This is a genomic window from Pseudomonas lyxosi (assembly GCF_047758685.1).
In the GTDB taxonomy this organism is placed as follows: domain Bacteria; phylum Pseudomonadota; class Gammaproteobacteria; order Pseudomonadales; family Pseudomonadaceae; genus Aquipseudomonas; species Aquipseudomonas lyxosi.
Window position 1 is genome coordinate 709,109 of record NZ_CP180481.1, and the last position, 17,887, is coordinate 726,995.

A 17,887-nucleotide genomic window follows, 5' to 3' on the forward strand; every position below is an offset into this window, starting at 1 on the left:
AATCGCTACCGTAAGCACGATTCCGGCTCTTGGTTTGATGAAAAGTAGCAGTGCTGCAAGCGGGTCAAAAAACGTAAGCGCCCCCCAGAAAATACGGCTAGCCAAGTAAGTGCTAGGCCCGTATCCGTAGTCCCAGAGCAATCCATGCGAAACGTCTGCACGGATGTGATTAGCGGTTGCGATGAAAAGGCAGCATGCGAACAAAATTCTGACGGCGAATGACAATCTTGGCATAGCGTTATCTACATTCGTGATCTACGCCCTGCATGATAGCGGGATCGATCAACGGCGCCAGCAGTTGCAATGGGAAGGTGTGATCGCTGAACGCTTACGCCGGAATTATGCTGGCATACCAAAAAAACAAGCATCGGGCCGCCAGTTGCTTGGAAGACCAGCTAGCGGTAGAAACTGGCCTCTTGAGCGTTCCAGGGAGCGGCGCGCATCTCGAATCTCGCCCTGAGTACGCCCCAATTACTGGTGTCAGCTCTCATGATCGGACTTGGCTTTACAAAAATGGCGATAAGCCTGGAGCCATACGTGTGTGGCACATCTGGGACCTACACACTCCAGAGTTGTCTACCCCGTAAACGTCGTAAATCCAACTTGCACTTTGCGCCTGACGACCGAACTCTCGTGTAGAGACATAGGGGCTTTTACACACCTTATGCCTCTACATCTCCCCTAGCTGACCAGGCGAGCAGTTTGTGGATCGTAGATCACTTCGGTAATAGATCCATTTCGAATCCGCTCAACCGCTTCGTCAATCACATGGAGCGGTACTAGGAACCACTCTCTCGGTTTGACCGGATTTCCGAAGCGGTCTTCGATGGTCAGATCAAGCTGTACTGCACCAAATAAGCGGTGGAAAATATTCTCTAACCTAGTCCGATTCAGGTTGTGCAGCGTGTAGGCGGCGACCACCTCCACGCCGGCCAGCATATAGGTGGCGTCTTTTTCCGCACCTGCGATGCGGGCTTCTATCTTGCCGCCTGTCACGCCGATCTTGTGGATCAGCTCGCGGTGCTCGGCTACGAATGGGTGGCTAGACAAGCTCCGCAGTACATAGATAGTCCCGCTCTCAATGTCGTCAGACTCTTGAGCATCGCCAAACAACGGCCCCATGTCCGGGTCGGTCAGTCGGCGACCGGTGTCGTCCTTGTAAAGAGCCCGTTGTAGCGAGCGGCGCAGCAAGTTGCTTTCCGTGCCGTTAGCGTAGATGACGCGCAAGCGTGCATCGCTTTCGCCATTTGGAGCCTTGATGGTTTCTCCAATTTCGGCCACATACGCTAGCTGCCCACCTACGATGAAGTAGTTTCCGGTTTCAACGCTGGTATCGCGTCCAAAACGTAGGGTTTTGCGGACGCCAGATTTCAGATCCCTCTCAGCCAGCTCAAATAACGGTTGGAACTTGTCAAAATCCGCGCAGGGAGCACGGTCGGCGATTTCCTCCGCTGCACGTTTTTCAGTGCTCGAACGTACGTGGCGCAGCACCGTGATGTCGTCCTGGTCGGCGGATTCACCGCCGATACCCAGCTCGGCCAGCAATGCGTCTTCATCCAGCTCATCCACATCTACCGAAGCCACTAAGGCACCAGACAGCAGGCCGGGGCCATCCAACTCAGCCAGCAGGGTCTGCGCTTCCGGCAACTTCCGTAACTGATCCAGGCGCACAGCATACAAACGCTCGAAGATGTCGCGTTCTTCACCATGCAGTGGTGTGCGGCCGTGGATCTGATAAAAGCTCAGGATTTCCTCGAAGCCGGCGATGATACGTTCTTCACGCGGGGTTCGGTTTGCTGCCTTGAGCGGAGTGACTTCTATGCCAAGCGCGTCCAGCAGTTCGTCATCGTTCATATCAGCCATTGTCGGATTCTCTAAGAGCCTGCGCTGCCTTGGCCTGCGCACGGTAACGCGCTAGCACAGCCACTCCTTCAGCCATACGCTTTTCCCACGAATCGGCAGAATTGATGTCTGGCAGGCGACCACGTTCATTCTTGAACTGCAAGGCCCGCCTTGCCAGCTCGCGGGCTTCGTCTTCGGGAATACTCAACTTCTTGGCGGCAATGCTGGCCTGCACCTGGCGTAATGATTTCTCATCCATCGCTTTCGCCAGCACCGCATAAGCGGCATCGAAGGGATTGATACGGTCGATCAGGTCAATGTCCAGTTCGCGCACATTAACGAACTTGCGCACGCCATCCAGCAACGCTGTACTTCCTTGCACGGTGTCACCACCGTTTGCATCGGCCTGCCCCAACACCAACTTGGCCTGCTGGGTAATGTTCATGGCAGCGATGGCGTGCTGGCGGATGGCTTCCTGATCGACTTCGCTCAAGTCTGGGTAACGCTCGCGCACGATCTTGCCCATGCGCAGTTGGGTCAGCTCTTCGGGCAGGGTGTTTTCCTTGTCGAACAAGCCGCGCTCTAACACGGTTTTGTCCTGCAAGAAGTTGGTCACCACTTCATTTAAATCTTCTTTGCAAATGCGCGTAGCTTCTGCGCTTTGCGGCGTGGTCAGGCCGTTGATTTCGACATGAAATTGGCCTGTGGTTTCATTTACGCCCAGGTTAGTGCCGCCTGGCTGGTACCCATCGACGCCATAATTGAAGCCCTCTTTTGGCCCTGTATCTTTTGGGGTGAACTCATATCGGGGAGCCAGCACCTGTTCCATCAGTAAACTGGCGGAAATGGCCTTGAGCATATCGTTAACTGCCTCAGCAACAGCGGCTTGATCGGCTGTGGGTTCTGCGATTAGGTTCGTGAAGCGTGAACGCTCCTTACCCTCAGCATCGCGGGTTGCACGGCCGATGATCTGCACAATTTCGGTCAGGCTCGAACGGTAGCCAATAGTTAGCGCATGTTCGCACCAGATCCAGTCAAAGCCTTCCTTCGCCATGCCCAGTGCGATGATCACGTCCACGTTGTCGCGATTATCCTTCTGCGCTGGGTCTTTCAGCGCGGCGAGCACTTTGGAGCGTCTGGCCGCGTCGCTGTCATCCACCAAGTCGGCTAGTTTCAGCGTGCGACCGTCCTTAGCCTTGATCAGGTGAAAGCCGGTAGCCGGATCGACGCCCTGCCAATCCCCCAGCGAGCTCATTATTTCGTTGACCTCGCGCTCCTTGTCTTTGAGGCTCTCGCGGGCATTCACATTGGGGATATGAATAATGGTTTTCAGCGCCGGATCCAGCACCTTGGCGATAGCATCCACATACTTGCCGGTGTAAAAGAAGTAACCGATGTCTAGAGACTTGAGCCAACGGTATCCGTTGAGCTGCTCGTAATAGGTATAAGTGATCGTCTCAAATTTGGCCTCTTCCGCCGGAGCAAGTACAGCCTCGCTGTCGCCACGAAAATAAGAGCCCGTCATGGCTACAAGATGTACTTTATCGCGTTCGATGAACGCGCTCAGTTGGCCGCCCAGCTTGTTGTCTGGGTTGGCAGAAACGTGATGGAACTCATCTATAGCGATCAGACGGTTGTCGAAGGCTTCGATCCCCAACTCCTCCACCGCAAAGCGGAAGGTGGCATGGGTACAAACCAAAGCCTTATCAGTACTTTCCAAAAACTTGCGCACTGCATCCACCTTGGACTTAGCCACACGAAGCTCGTCGATGCCAGGCGCATTGCAAAGGTTCCATTGCGGAGCCACCTTCCAATCCCAGTAAAAGCCCCCCCTGCTGAGCGGTTCATCGGCAAAGCTGCCACCAATGGAGCGCTCTGGCACCACGACAATGGCCTGCTGCAAACCCTGATTATGGAGCTTGTCCAGTGCAATAAACATCAGCGCGCGGGACTTGCCCGAGGCCGGTGGCGACTTGATCAGTAAGTACTGTTCGCCACGCTTGGTATAGGCTCGCTCCTGCATGGCGCGCATGCCCAGTTCGTTGGCTTTACTAGATGCCCCCGTGCGCGCTGTGCTGATGGACACCGACGGCACGGTGTAGGAGTTAGTTGGATTGCTGGCTAGTTCCGTCACGCTTTCACTTCCCTTTTAGCTTTGGGTGCGGTCTTGCCTACACCTGCCGTCATCTTGGTGTAGAGGTCAAACAGTTTTTCCAACCGTTCGGTGTCGTTCTTGAAGCGGCGTCCGATGTAGATGCGCTCGAGGACTTCGTCGTTGCGCTCATGAGCTCGGCGCAAGTTATCAGGCATTGCGTCCGGGGCGTACAGATCGGCGATGGTGGCGGGATAATGCACTTCTCGGGCTAGCAAGATGTCTTCGGAGCAACGAGTCAAGTCGGCCTTGTTCTGTTCTGTGAGCAGCGGCACAGGAAAGCCGTTGTAGCAAATCCCGGCCGAGTAGCGAAAGTCAGATTTCATCCTTCCGGCGGTGAGGGCTACCCACGATAAATGTAATCGTGAGCAAATGATCGAAAACACGAACAGAGGGGCGTCGTAGATAGCCTGAGCGGCATCTGAAATGACAATGTCGCTCTTCAGTAGGCCAACAGGTATGAAGTCCCGTCTTTCTGAGGAGACTCGCGGAACGATGATTTGAGTTTTCTGCCCCGTGATCGTTCGCTCAAATCTGTGAGGCGTATCAACACCCAGTTTTCCTCGCTCGCTGCCGGACTTGCGGTACTGAACTATTGCATCAAGGCGGCTCTTAACAAATGGAATTGACTGGGCAAGTTCAGCATGGACATCCTCAATCCAAAGACAAGACCTCTCAATTCCGTTGATGAACTCCATTGAGCCCATAATCTTTCTAACAAGTACAGATGCTTCAGGATGGTTTTTTAAAAGGCGATCTCTCTCATCGAAAGTCAACATAAAGTTGCCTTTATCGCGAGGAATGTTACCAGCAACCATCGGTGGGATGGCCGAGATAGCGGTCGGATGTTTGTCGATGATGACGTTAGGACCGCCGACCAGATAGGCGTTGATCCCTTCGACTGTTTGACGCTGCCCCCCCCCGTAAATGTGCTTGGGCCTGCTGCTCCGCTTTGATACGCCAACAACGATACAAATCACATTTGCGTTATGGGTTGCATTGTTCGACCAGTAAAAGTCTTTATGAGCAAAGAAAATCTCTTGATCTCTGGAAAAAATTGGCGGCCAGATGATAGGAACCTGAACACCTTGGCAAATTGAATTTGTAGAGACAAATGCAAATGATCCCTCTCTAGCAATGTATTCGGACGCTTTCCAGAGCCAACCCGCGATGTAGTCCATTGCTTTGTGACTACTGCCTTTAGCTAGCACATTTTTCAGATCGGCCTTCTGATCATCGCTCTGGAACTTATCTCCCACATATGGAGGGTTACCGCAGATGTACGTTTCGCCACCTTCGTTCTGAAAATCGATTTCCGTCTGATTGAGCGGTGTTCCGAATAAGTCATCTGCTATCACCTTTACACCTGTCCCCGCCGGGGGGCAGATACTTAGCCAATCGAGCCGCAGCGCATTGCCACAGATGATCCAGTTCTGCGCATCCAGTGGCAAAAACTCCGCTAACGCATCCTTTTGTCCGCGATACAGAACATCGCACTGGAACTCGGCAATAATCAGCGCGAGGCGAGCGATCTCGGCCGGAAAGTCGCGCAACTCGATGCCCCTGAAATTAGTGAGCGGTATCTCGCTGCCAAGATGTGGTTCGCCCCGGCGAAGATTGATTTCTGCTTCGATCTCACGCATCTGCTTGTAAGCAATGACTAGGAAGTTGCCAGATCCACAAGCCGGATCAAACACGCGGATACGGGCCATGCGCTTACGTAGGTTCAACAGTTTGGCTTTGTTGTCTTCAGCAGCGTCCAACTGCGCGCGAAGGTCGTCCAAAAACAGAGGATTCAACACCTTTAAGATATTGGGCACACTGGTGTAGTGCATACCCAAGGAGCCGCGTTCGTCGTCATCTGCAACAGCCTGGATCATGCTGCCGAAGATATCCGGATTGATCTGTTGCCAGTTGAGATTACCGGCATGTAGCAGGTAGGTGCGCGCCATGCGGGTAAAGCGCGGCACCTCGGTGCTGCCAGAGAACAAGCCCCCGTTTACGTAAGGAAAGCCGCTAACCCATTTTGGCAGCCGAGGCTGAGCACCAGCACGGTCGGTCAGATTGATATTCATGGAGCGGAAAATCTCGGACAACACCTGGTGAGTGTTGGAGCCGTCGCGCTCGCTCATCTGTTCTATGGTCTGGGTAAACAGACCTTCGCCGTTAAAAATGTCGGTGTCTTCGGCGAAAAACGAGAAGATTAGCCGCGCCATGAAGTGGTTCATGTCATGACGTCGCTCGGCGGTCGCCCAGTCAGGATTCTCATTTAGAAGTTCGACGTACAACTTGTTCAGGCGGCTCGTTGCGCGCACATCGATGGGATTGTCCTTGATCTCCTTGATGGTGGAGATTCCGGCCAAAGGCAAGAGGAAACCGAAGTGATTCGGAAAATCCGAATAGGCGCAGGTGATGGTTTCTCCGCTGGAAAGCTCTTCGGCCTCAAGGGTTTGACCATCTGTGGCGAGTATGAACTTAGCTTTCGCTTTTGTGGTGGTCGGGCTGGCGCGCAACGCCTTGAGGGTATCTGCCACAGTGTCAGCGTCGCATGCGGCGATATGAATGTTGTTTCGCAGCAGCACGGCACCGGGTATATCCGATGCATTGTTGTTGCCTGCTCGCAAGCGTTTAAGGGCCGTGTCCTTGCTGCCGAAAGCGGCTAAAAAGGCGAATGGGAATTCCGCCTTGTCAAAGGGATAAAGGGCCAACTCCGAGATTGCGGACTCAATTTCTACAGCATTCATATTTTACCAGTGTCCAAATCACCCATAAGCGAGTGGGGCGACTTCAGCCGTTAATGTTGATGGTTTGGCTAGTCCGACAACCTCGAACGAGGTGGCGTAGCGTGCGACGGAATCAGCCAAAGCTATTGACACGGGCGATTACCGCATCGCAACTGGGACAAAACGCATCGGTTCAATGCAGGGGGGCGCTACCAGCGGCGTCAGAAGAAAAATCGATATCCAGAGTCATTTTCAACCCCTACACGGCGGCACGGATTGTAAAGGAAGGTTCTTCCTTGTGGTAAATAACCGTAGGTCGCACGAACCATCGGCTCAAATCATTAAACCGGAAGAGAGTCAAAGAAACTCAGTGAAAGCGAAGGCTGAGACCCCTTCTCCAGGCATCTGCTGATGCCTCCACTGATTTCTGGAGGAGTATCAAGGCTTGACCTTAGGTCCAGTCGCCCCAACCCATCCGATACATGGGTGGCCATCCGTCCGTCAATGTTGCGGATGGGTTGGGACCGTCTAGAAACTAGCTTGGCGCAGAAAGTCTCCAAACACTGTCACAAGAGCCTATTTTCGAACGCGAGAAAACGCCCCTTTCGGGGCTTTTCTTGCTCTGAATCCACAGTAGAAAACAACCGGCCGCGAACAGCCAGGCTGACACGAAGCGAGTGCTCGGGACTTCTACTTCGCGCCTTGGGCTACGGTACAAAGACCTACAATCGTAGCGACGGAAAGCTTGTGGTATTGAAGCTGCTTTTCGACCGCCCTGGCATCATTGAAACCTCCCGTAGTAGCTAGCGAAACCGAATATGCACGGACTGCATCTCGCAGTTTTTTCAAGCCAGCTCCATTCACGATCCGAATGTCAGCATGCGGGGAAGCCGCATGCTCGAAAACAGTCTTCGGGTGAACCATGATAGGAGTCATAGAGCACGTTTTATCGTACTTCTCAGTGAACCAGACTATCGAGCCATTCAGCTGATTTGTGTCACCTTTTGAGATTTTGGGTGCAGACACTGCCCCGCTCTTACATTCGATTACGAGGTATTGGAGCCCCCCAAGAGCCCAAAGATTGTCCGGACCGCGACCAATCTGATCCTCAGGTCGCTGCGATCCGAATCCCAGGAAGGCACCTAGTTCAGCCATGGCGGCTTCAAACCGCTTTGAACCTTCTTCCCCCCAATCCAAGTCGTCAAGTAGGCCGTTCACCCAGATTACTAGATCATTGCTTTCGAGGAATTTGTCCATGAAGCGCACAGCGGCGGCGGCTTGGCCAGCAACCGGTGCACTGAGTTTTGTATAAGTAGCGCCGGCGATGGGCTTTAAGAGACGCGAGTTATGACTCAAAGCAGCCAATTGCATTGCCTGCGCCCCGGCGGGGTTAGTGAAATTGGTGTACTCAGCAAGTTGCTGCTTCAGATACCCCTTAAACTTGACCTCAGCAGTACCATTCACCGCATCCTGCGTCTTCGCCGTAGCAATGTCGTACCTCTCGATGCGGGCAGCGTCAAATGCCTCCCGAAGCTTCACTTGGTTCCCGTCGAGATGACCGCCATTGATTGGTGGTGCATTCACGACCGCGTTCCGGCCAGCTTGTACCCAATCGTCATCCTGTCTTAGACATAAATCCAGAATCGGTTTCAGTTCTTCGATTGGTTTCCCACGGATCTGTGCGGCGACCTCCTTGCCTAGGGCAATTTGAGCGCGGGTCGCTGTCGAAAACATTTCCTCTGCATCCGGCTGATGTAGTCGTTGGGTTAACCTTCCGCCAAGCAGCAGTACCACACAGTGATCATCGCTTGAACGCACCCCCCGGCCCATGCCTTGCTCGACCCTTTGGATCTGGCGAACCAATTGTCTCTTGGTTCCATCGAGAAGTAGCATCTCAAGTCGCTCGCCCAAACCATAAACTTCCGGAAGGCCATCAATGACGAGCAACTCACATGCCGTTCCCGGCAGATCGATGCCGTCATATTTATTTATCAAAACCGTCAGACCAACATGTCCACGTTTAAGACGCTCCACGCCATCGCGGATGTTGTCTTTATCCAGGACTTGGTCGGCAACGCCTTTCCAAAAATCGACTCGCTGCTTTGAAGGAACGATGACGACGACATTCAGTTCTTCCGATATCTCCGATACCAGAGTCCTGATCTGCTCGACGGAGTAGTCAGGATTTATCTCCTGTGGTGCTAGGATCATTCGATCCCCAATGTCTCCACCACCTTTTGGCCTGATCGGTTCAACAACCTCAGATGCTTCAGCCTGGAAATGATTTACCAAAATTGTGTCGTCGGCGAGGGTCGCCGTCATGTAGATGCGTCTTTTCGCAGAATCGAAGGATGGGATCCGATCGATAGGCACAAAGCGGGGAGCGATTTCGAGCCGACCGCCCCCAAAAACACAGGTACATAATGGAATTGAATCATTCAGTAATGGCCAGTTCCACTCCAGCTCATTGCTATTCCTGTTGGCATGAAGGAGACGTAGAACTTCATCTTGATGAGCCTGCCATGCCCAATACGGAACAGTCATTACGACAGAGAAATCTTCAGCCTTGATGTCAAGTAGCCCTGAAGGCGATTGCACCTTCAAATCTTTCTCGAAAAGCGCTAGCAGGCCGTCGTAGATGGGGCTTCCAGCTTTCGATTTTATACAGAACTGGTCGTGTACAACGCCCAAGCAAGCATGGGCGTCATCGATTACGATGCACCCAATCGGGATCTTCCTCTCGCCAACTCCAAACACCGAGCGTCCGTTAAAGAGTTTGTGGACGTTGGCGACCAAAATGGCGCGTCCGGCAATGAAGTCTGGATCTTTTTCGTCATCAGTAGCGGCGATACCCAGGGCATCGGCTTCTGCAAGCACCTGCGCCACGAGGAAACTATCGGGAGTGATGTAAACGGCGGGTTTGACGTTTTCGTTAAGTGAACTCTGAAGGCACAGTAGGCCGACTACGGTCTTTCCACCCCCGGTATTCATCTTTAAGGTCAAGTCCCGTGCCGACCTCCGGGCATACCAGGCGTCTAGAACGTCAGATTGTTCATCGAGCGGGCGCCGGAAACGCCCATCTCGTTTCAGAGTGGTAAAGATCTTTCGCGGATCCGTTTGCTTCAAAGCGGTTCCAGCGTTCAGCTTTCCGAAATCTAATGCCATTTCCCTCTCCCTAGCGTGCATTCCTCGAATGCGATCTACCTTATTCGAAGGATCAGAGATTCGGTAGTAAGTATCGATCCGAGATAATAATTTCTCTTTCGCCAGGAGCTATGGCAGCATTTTCAGATGCAGGGAAAATAGCTGTTGGCGTCGACCAACTTATTCTCTGCGACCCCACCCTACGCAGGACCCAGGTGGGGGGACAAATGGGGGGACAAAAACATCAACCGCCTTCAAACCCAACAAAACAGGGTAAAAATCAAAAAATAACGCCGCCCACAAGCCGGCTTTTTAATGCCTGCGTTTTGAGTCAAGACCACCCTTTCATGCAATTAGTCGGCAACCTGCTGACCAATTTAATAGTCTCAGCACTGCTGAGACTATTTCCCTCACGGATAACTAAACCCCTTAACCAACGTCAATTCCCCCACCGCCCGCATCGGCACCAGGAACGTCTCCATCTTCTCATTCGGCGTCCCCTCCTCCGTAATCACCGTCACCTGTGCCGTCGTCAGCGGCTGAACCGCATCCTCCTGCCCCTCGTCATCACTGCGATACCCGCCTCCGAAGTAATTCACATAGACGAGGTATTGGCCTTTTATCGGCGCCGGCATGGCGAAGATTTCCGGGCCGTATCCCGTCGTCACGTCAACATCGAGCGCAGCACCATTGGGAACAACGCGGTCGCCGTACCAAATGTGGGCGCCGTCGGGCGTGATGAGGTGCAAGTCGAGGTCGGTGTTGTCGCTGTCCCAGGAAAGCAGTACTCGCAGTTTGGCCGGGGTGGCGCCGCCGCTGGCGTTGAGAAATTGGGTTCGGTGGCGCTGCTGGCCATCGGGGCTGCGAACTTCGACGCTGTTGCTGCCATTGGGGAATGAGAACGGACGATCAAAGCGACCAGCGGCGTCAATCTTCAGTGGCATGCTGACGCCGTTGACGATCAACCGGCCCGGCTCACCGGACTTGGGCGTCGCGTTGATTTGCCCGGTGATGCGTGCAGTGTTGGCCTGCCCCACCGGGGTGTTCACCGAGGAGGCCGGGTAGTTGACGATCTGGCGAAAGTTTTCGCCTTCGCCTTCAGGCGCGCCAGTGCGCCAGCCGCCAACGGGTGTGTCGAGTTTGGCGGAGCTTTCAGCGGCGAACGTCGTCGGCCATACGCAAAAGGAGCAGAGGAACAGGAGGACCTGTGGATAACGGAGTTTCATGGCCTATTCCAGCAAGAGGTGGCGGGCGAGCCCTTCGATGTAGGTTTCATCCTGGCCGTTGGGGTGTGCTTCAAAGGCCAGGTGCAGGTATTCGTGGGTCAGGTCGAGGCGGTCTTGCAGCGACAACACGCCGCGCACGTAGATGCGCTGGCGTTCGCGGTCGACATAGGGGCGGCCGAAGGCCAGGCGGCAGACGGCGAAGGTGCTGACTTCGTTGTAGCCGGTTTCGTTTTCGAGGCGTTGGCGCCAGCCACGACGTTGGTTTTGCAGCCAGTCTTGCGCGGCGGGGAGTGTCTCGCAGGAGGCGACGGGGTTGTCCCAGCGACTAAGGCTGGCGCGCGGGTAAGCGTGGAGCAGGATGGCGTCGTAGCGTTGGCCAGCGTTGGCTTGTTCGACGGCTTGCTGCCAGGAGAGCTTGTCCGGGCCGGGTTGGTCAGAGTGGTAGGTGACGGTGCTGCCGGCGAGGACCAGGTCGCTGGTCCAGGCAGCGATGTTGCGTGATTCGGCGGTGGCCGGGCGTGGTGCGACGCGTTGCCGGCTGCTGCTGTCGTCGATGCTCAGGCAGTCGCCGTTGCGGGTGGCGTTTTGCAGCAGGTACGTGCGGATGGCGACGGCCAGGGCTTTGGCAGCTTCGGCGGGTTCGGATTTGGCTTCGCGCTGGAGGACGCGGGCGACATATTCTTCACGGTCCAGACGGGCGATCAGTTTGTCTTTCACCAAAAACAGTTCGCCGTCGCTGTGGATATCGAGTTGATTGCCGTTGGTGAATTCGACGCGGTAGTCGCCCTGCAAGGGCCCGGGCTCAACAACACGATCCCCCGCCAGAACGCGCCCGACGGGATAGCGTGAAAACAGTCCCACCTCGACACAACGTCCCGCATCCAAAGGCCAATCCACCGGCAACACCGAAGCCAACGCCCCACCATAATTGCGCAAGACCATCTGACTGGTCCCACGCCCACTGGCCCAAATCGGCGTACCGTCCGCCGTCCACCCGGCAAAACCACCCTGACGCGACGAAGGATCCTGATCCCCCAACCAGCTCCAGGTTTTCACCCGCAACCGGCCACCGAGTTCGCCCACGACATTACCGTCAGCCGCATTCAACACCACATCCAGCAATACCCGCCGCGCCGAATCCTGCGCTGGCATCATGGCCAGCACCTTAAGTAATTCAGCCACCGATACTCGCGTAGAAGGCTGCAACGAAGGCAAGTTCAGCAACCACTCCGGTGCCTTACGTGCCTGCCAATACTCCCGCCAACCAGCATCAGAAATACCCAACCGCGCAGGCTCAAAATACAAACCACAAGACTTCACCAAGGCCTGATCGCGCTCAATCTTGCCGCCCGCCGTGCAGCAATAAATTTCCTCTTTCGACTGCCCGCGACATTCGTAAGGCGATTCATGGGCGCCGGTATCCACCAGCCAGCCGTACACAAACAACTTCCACACGCTGCCCAGCGGCGTCTGCAAATCAACAGGCAACGGCTCGCGCGCGATCACCTGAGTCCGGCTCAACGACAGCAACTCACCTTTGAAAGCCAGCCGCAGCGGCTCCTCCTGCGCTGTCGCCAGCGCAGGGATCAAGCACAGCAGCAACCAGACCAGAGGTCGGGTCATGTCAGTTGACCGTGACCTGGCCGAGGGCCGGTTTTTGCTCTTGCGCCTGGTGCTGCGGCGCGTAGACCTGAGTGAAACGCGCCGGCGGCAGGTTGAACTGGCCTTTCTGCGAGAAACGCACCAAATGACGCAGACGCAATTCGCCGCTCAAGGCGTCGACCGGAATCGCGTAAGCCATTTGCCCCGGCTCGAAACGCGCCTTCTCCAACGCGGACGGTTCGGTGCCGGCCTTGCCCATGAGCTTGATGCCCCATGTGGTGCGCTCGACATCGGCACCCGGTGGCAGCGGCACTTCGAGCATGCCGTAGCGTAGCGGTTTGGCCGCTTTGCTGGTGATGATCACTTCGTCCAGATACAGGCTGTCGCTGGACAACGGTTTGTTGCCGACCGCTTCCAGTTTGAAGGTGAAGGCTTCGTCGCCCGGCACCAGACGCGACAGGCGACGGGTGATGGTCACGGCCATCGGATCAACCAGCGGTTGTTTGGTCTGGAAGCTCAAAGCCGCTCGCAATGGACGCTCTTGCGCACCGGTCAGCGACAGCACTGCGGGCACTGGCGAAGCACCCTGCCACGTCCAATAAGTCTCCCCGGTATCACCGTATTTTTTCTTCCAGCCTTCACCCGGTGCCAGTGCGATGGTAGGCGAAGCCTGCTCGATGCTGCGTTGCAACCAGGTCAGCGCCAACGCACGTTCCAGGGTCGATTGCTGTGGCAGCAGACGTTGCAACAACGCTTGCGCGTGAGCCTGATCGAAGGCTTGCAGTGACAGGTTCAAGACTTCGGCAAACGGCTGCGAACTGACCGCCAAACGTTGTTGCGCGTCTGGCAATTGACGATTGAATGCGTCCGGCAGAGTCACCTTCGATTGCTTCGCCAAAGAGGCCGTCAACACACGCGCCGCCGCCAGCCCCAGCGCCGAATCAGGATCGCTCATGACGATGCTGTCTTCGCCATCGTCCATCAGGTTCGCCGCACTGCCCTCGCCCGCTTTCGCCAGATCATCCATCAAACCGCTGAGCAAGGTGTTCACCGGCAATTGCATCTGCTTGGCGAACGACAGGATCAGCGCGCGCTGCAACAGCGGCGTGTTTTTGGCCTGCTTCGAATAGACTTCCAGCACCCGCTGCCAATGCTCCGGCGGCAGGCTCAACTCCAGCGCTTTGCTGGCGTGCCAGTCGGCGTAGTAAGCGTAAGCCGTGAGGAACGCATCCGGTTCACCGTCCATGCCCCACCAGGTGAAACTCGCCGAAGGCCCGGCCATTTGCACCAGCCGCAGACGGCTATTTTGCATGATCAGGCGCAAGCGATCGCGAATCTGCGGATTCGACGACAAGGTCGGATACGCAATGCTCAGCGGCAGCAAACGACTGGCCGTTTGTTCGACGCCGCCGTACGGATAACTCAACAGGTCGTCGAGCGCCGAACGGAACAGCGCTTGCGGACTGTCGTCCAGACGCAGGCGAATATCGCTGGCGTCTGCCGGCAGAGTCAGCGGTGTATCACCACTGGCCACGTCCAGGCTTTGGCTCTGAGTCACCTGCCAACCTTCGCCGCTCGCGGTCAGCCGCACAGCCAACGCATCTGCCGTTTTGCCGTCCTGCACCAGCTCGGCGGTCCACTCGCCACTGGCCAACGCGAACGCCGGCAGCGCGATGTAGTTGATGCCGTTGTTCAGCGTCACGGGGACGCGTTGTTCGGTACCGCCGAAATGAATCACCAACTCAGCCTTGGCCGGTTTTTCCGCTTGGCTGAAAGCAAACACACCCAGATCGGGTTTGTCGCCAGCGCGGAATTTGGTCGGGCCGCTCCACTTCAGGTACAGCGGTTTTTCCGAGCGCACGAATTGCTTTTTCTGCCCGACCTGACCGTCATCGGCGATGGCCCGGGCGGTGATGCGCCAGCGGGTCAGCGAGTCCGGCATCTTGAAGGTGAAGCGGGTTTTGCCGTTGGCGTCGGTGATCAATTCCGGTTGCCACGCGGCAGTGTCGACGTCTTCACGACGCGGCCGCTCCAACACTTTCACGCCCCGCTCGCTGCGATTGGCTTTGCCCGGCGCGCCAGGGCTGCCCGGCAATGCCACGTCGTAGCTGATAAACGACAGACTGGCGCTGGTGCGCACGTTGTTGCGGCGCGGGTGGTAGAAAAACTGGTCGATGGTCGGCGCAACTTCCGGTTGCAGCGCGTAGATCATTTCGTCCACCACGCTGACCGTCAGGTGCGCTGGAATAGGCTTGCCAGCGAACTGCGTGGTCAAGTCCACCGACACGGTATCGCCCGGCTGATACGCCTCTTTATCGGTGGCGATGGCCACGTCGATTTGCGGCGCGATCACCTTGATGCCGGCGTTCTGGAAGCTGTACTGACCGCCTTTGGTGTAGAGCACGGAGAAGGTCAGGTTCGGCGCGAAACTGTCCTTCACCGGAATCCGCGCGCGGTATTGGGTCTCGCTGAGTTTTTCCATCTTCAGCCAGTCACCGCCCTTGGACAGCAGCGCTGTGGCCTCGACCTTGTCGCGCTCCAGCGACAACAGTGCATCGCTGATCGGTTCAGGGAACGTGATCAATGCCAGGGCTTCGTCGCCGGCCTTGTACTCGGGTTTATCGAGGACAATTTCCACGGTGCCCGGCACGGCTTTGACGCCGTCGCCAGTGACCGAATGACCGGTGGCACCCACCACGCGGCCATGGTCATCCTTCAACGTCAGGTTGTAAGTCCCCGGACGGTCGAAGGCCAGGGTGAAGCCTTTGTCTTTCGCGGCGAGTTTGCCTTCGCCAACCGTCTGATCTTCCAGACGCACCCAGCTATAGCTGCTCGGCGTGACCGCTTTGCTTTGCTCACTACCGCCTTCATTCAAATAACTGAACGCAACCTTGTCGCCCACTGCACTGAACCGCTGAGGCGCGCGCAGGCTGAAACTCGCAGCGCCGCGGTCGATGAGGATTTCCTTGGTGGTCTTGACCCGATACGCCGCGCCATCGCTGGCGAATACGGTGAGCATGTAACGGCTCGGCTTCTCGGCCGCCGGCAGATCGAGTGTCGCGTTGCCCTTGGAATCGGTGGTCAGTTCGGTGCTGGTCAGCTCCACCGGGAATTGCCCGAGGTATTGCAGTTCGTTGTCGACCATCGACAGTTGTTGGGCGCGCAGGCTAAGGCTCACCTTGGCGTTGACCACTGGTTTGCCGTCCGGGTACAGCAGCACGAGGCTGCCTTTGACCGGTTCGCCGGTGCGGTAATCCTGCTTGGCCAGGTTCAGCGAAATTTCAAAGTGCGGCTTGATGTATTCGGCCACGCGGAAGGCGCTGCTGTAGGCCTGATCCTTGTAGCTGAAACGCAGCTCATAACCACCAGCCACGGCGTTGTCCGGCAACTGGAAACGGCCTTGAGTACCGGCCTTGGAATCGAGTTTCAGCGCCAACGATCGCAGCGCCGTGCCGGTCGCATCGAGCACAGTCACGTTGACGTCGGCTGCAGTCGGCAATACCGAGTCACGGGCGTTCTTGAACTCACGACCGACGATTTTCAGCGACACCCAATCCCCCGGCCGGTACAGCGGCCGGTCGGTGAAGGCATAGAGTTTGGTGTCGTAGATTTCGCTGTCGTAATAGAAGTTTTCGGAGACAAACACCCCGCCCTCTTCGTCCTCGCCAATCACGAACGAACGCTCAGGGCTGACGTGCTTCAGACGCAGCAAACCATCTGCATCGGTCGCGCCACTGCTCATCACGCCGAGGCCATCGGTCCACAGCACATTCACCTTCGGCACCGAACTGCCTTCGTGTTTGCGCGCGGCCCACACCAGCAATTCATCACCGGCAATCTTGCTCACGGCCACGGTGTTGGAGACGAAGACCATGGTGGTCGCACGGTACTTGCCGATCAGCGCTTCCACCAGGTACAGACCCGGCTTCAGGTTGCCCAACGGGATGTAAACGTTACCCGGCGCAACGCTGACGAATTCGCTGGAAGAGCCGGCCAGGTTCACGCCCTCAGGCGGCTGGATCGGCTTGGCTTGCCACAGCGGATAGCGGAATTGGCTGACCACCGGCAAGCCCGGAATCAAAGCGAATTGCGGCTGGGCGTCGTAGGGCGTTGGCGCGACCATCGCGGTGCCCATCTTCAGTTCCGGCACTTCCTCGGTGACTTGTTTACGCGACTCGTAGGAAAACGCCCGCTGCATCACGCGACGGGATTTGCGGTACCAGTTGTCCCACAGGTACGCGAGGGTATTCGACAGGCCTTCGCCCTTGAACTGGCCGTCGCTGACCACGCGGTGCAGGTTCTTCTGGCGCTTGAGAAAATCCAGCGGTTTGTCGATGCGGTACACGCGAATGTCGGCGCCGCCGTAAGGCTCCATGCGGAACCGACGGTAGTCGCGGCCCGGCGCTTCGAGGCGAACCATGGCCTGTTCGTCGCTGGCAAAACTGCTGTCAGCCAGCAGGAAAAAACTTTCACCGGCCACCGGCGTGTAGCCGCTCGGCTCGACGGTGTCTTCGGCATTCACCGCCGACAGAGGCAGAAGCAGCGCCAGCAACAGAGGCAGTTTTGAACAGATACGCAGCATGCGGGCACCGATCATTGGGAGAGAAAGTTCAGTCGATAGACGCCGATGAAGTTGGGGTTGGCTGCGTCGGGTATCCATCGGGTGTCCTTCCATGTCATGAGTTGCTGCAGGCTTGCGGAGCGCATGCCGTTGTTAGTCGGGGTGGTGGTGCCGGTGTGATAGGCGATGTAGCGGCCCATCCAGATCATCAGGTGCTGGTCGTCGCCCTGATCGAAAAACATCAGGTCGCCGGGCCGGGCTTGCGCCAGATCGCGGCCGACCAGATGGCTGTTGAACTGAATCAGTTTGATCGCGTTGACGTACGGCCCGACCTTGCCGCCGCCCTGCTGCCATTGCTGGGCAAGGCCGCGTTGGGCCTCGCTCAGTTGCAGCTCTGGCGGCAGGTAGCGGTTGGACAGTCCATTGCTGCGCAGCCATTTGTCGTCATGAACTTTCAGCGCTTCGTTGGCGGCGAAACGGACCAGGCCGGCGCAGTCCTGCTGATACCAGCGCGGGCTCGGACCTTGGGTCAGTTGTTCCTGGGCGATGCGCACGAACCAGGCACGGAACACCTGGGATTGCTGCACGTCCAGCGGCGGCGCCTCAGTGGCAAATGCCCGGGTGCCCAGCAACATCG

The 17,887-nt window shown here is 56.5% G+C and carries 8 protein-coding genes; all 8 read right to left on the minus strand.

Annotation, left to right across the window (positions count from 1 at the left end; genetic code table 11):
- Positions 1–681: 681 nt before the first annotated feature.
- A complete protein-coding gene (locus ACMXYI_RS03420; RefSeq protein WP_415771672.1) occupies positions 682–1,863 on the minus strand; it encodes a GIY-YIG nuclease family protein in 1,182 nt (393 codons plus the stop codon).
- A complete protein-coding gene (locus ACMXYI_RS03425) occupies positions 1,856–3,976 on the minus strand; it encodes a DEAD/DEAH box helicase (protein ID WP_415771673.1) in 2,121 nt (706 codons plus the stop codon). Before ACMXYI_RS03425 ends, ACMXYI_RS03420 begins: the two co-directional genes overlap by 8 nt.
- Positions 3,973–6,738, minus strand: coding sequence for a class I SAM-dependent DNA methyltransferase (locus ACMXYI_RS03430; protein ID WP_415771674.1), 2,766 nt, complete (start codon positions 6,736–6,738; stop codon positions 3,973–3,975). The genes ACMXYI_RS03425 and ACMXYI_RS03430 overlap by 4 nt, the downstream gene beginning before the upstream one ends.
- Before the next feature lie 669 nt (positions 6,739–7,407).
- On the minus strand, positions 7,408–9,882 hold the full coding sequence (locus tag ACMXYI_RS03435; protein WP_415771675.1) for a DEAD/DEAH box helicase: 2,475 nt from the start codon (positions 9,880–9,882) through the stop codon (positions 7,408–7,410).
- Between the two features lie 389 nt (positions 9,883–10,271).
- Positions 10,272–11,087 (minus strand): YfaP family protein, encoded by an 816-nt coding sequence (locus tag ACMXYI_RS03440; RefSeq protein WP_415771676.1) that lies wholly within the window; start codon positions 11,085–11,087, stop codon positions 10,272–10,274.
- A 3-nt stretch (positions 11,088–11,090) separates the two neighbouring features.
- Complete coding sequence (locus ACMXYI_RS03445; protein WP_415771677.1) at positions 11,091–12,710, minus strand: DUF2300 domain-containing protein; 1,620 nt, start codon at positions 12,708–12,710, stop codon at positions 11,091–11,093.
- 1 nt (position 12,711) lies between these two features.
- Positions 12,712–17,286 (minus strand): alpha-2-macroglobulin family protein, encoded by a 4,575-nt coding sequence (locus ACMXYI_RS03450; protein ID WP_415773852.1) that lies wholly within the window; start codon positions 17,284–17,286, stop codon positions 12,712–12,714.
- Positions 17,283–17,885: a DUF1175 domain-containing protein gene (locus ACMXYI_RS03455; RefSeq protein ID WP_415773853.1), complete on the minus strand. Its 603-nt coding sequence runs from the start codon at positions 17,883–17,885 to the stop codon at positions 17,283–17,285. The genes ACMXYI_RS03450 and ACMXYI_RS03455 overlap by 4 nt, the downstream gene beginning before the upstream one ends.
- Positions 17,886–17,887: the final 2 nt, after the last annotated feature.

Coding starts and splice junctions, on each gene's coding strand:
- ACMXYI_RS03420 (WP_415771672.1), bottom strand. CDS start 1,863: ATGGCTGATATGAACGATGACGAACTGCTGGACGCGCTTGGCATAGAA.
- ACMXYI_RS03430 (WP_415771674.1), bottom strand. CDS start 6,738: ATGAATGCTGTAGAAATTGAGTCCGCAATCTCGGAGTTGGCCCTTTAT.
- ACMXYI_RS03435 (WP_415771675.1), bottom strand. CDS start 9,882: ATGGCATTAGATTTCGGAAAGCTGAACGCTGGAACCGCTTTGAAGCAA.
- ACMXYI_RS03440 (WP_415771676.1), bottom strand. CDS start 11,087: ATGAAACTCCGTTATCCACAGGTCCTCCTGTTCCTCTGCTCCTTTTGC.
- ACMXYI_RS03445 (WP_415771677.1), bottom strand. CDS start 12,710: ATGACCCGACCTCTGGTCTGGTTGCTGCTGTGCTTGATCCCTGCGCTG.
- ACMXYI_RS03450 (WP_415773852.1), bottom strand. CDS start 17,286: ATGATCGGTGCCCGCATGCTGCGTATCTGTTCAAAACTGCCTCTGTTG.
- ACMXYI_RS03455 (WP_415773853.1), bottom strand. CDS start 17,885: ATGTTGCTGGGCACCCGGGCATTTGCCACTGAGGCGCCGCCGCTGGAC.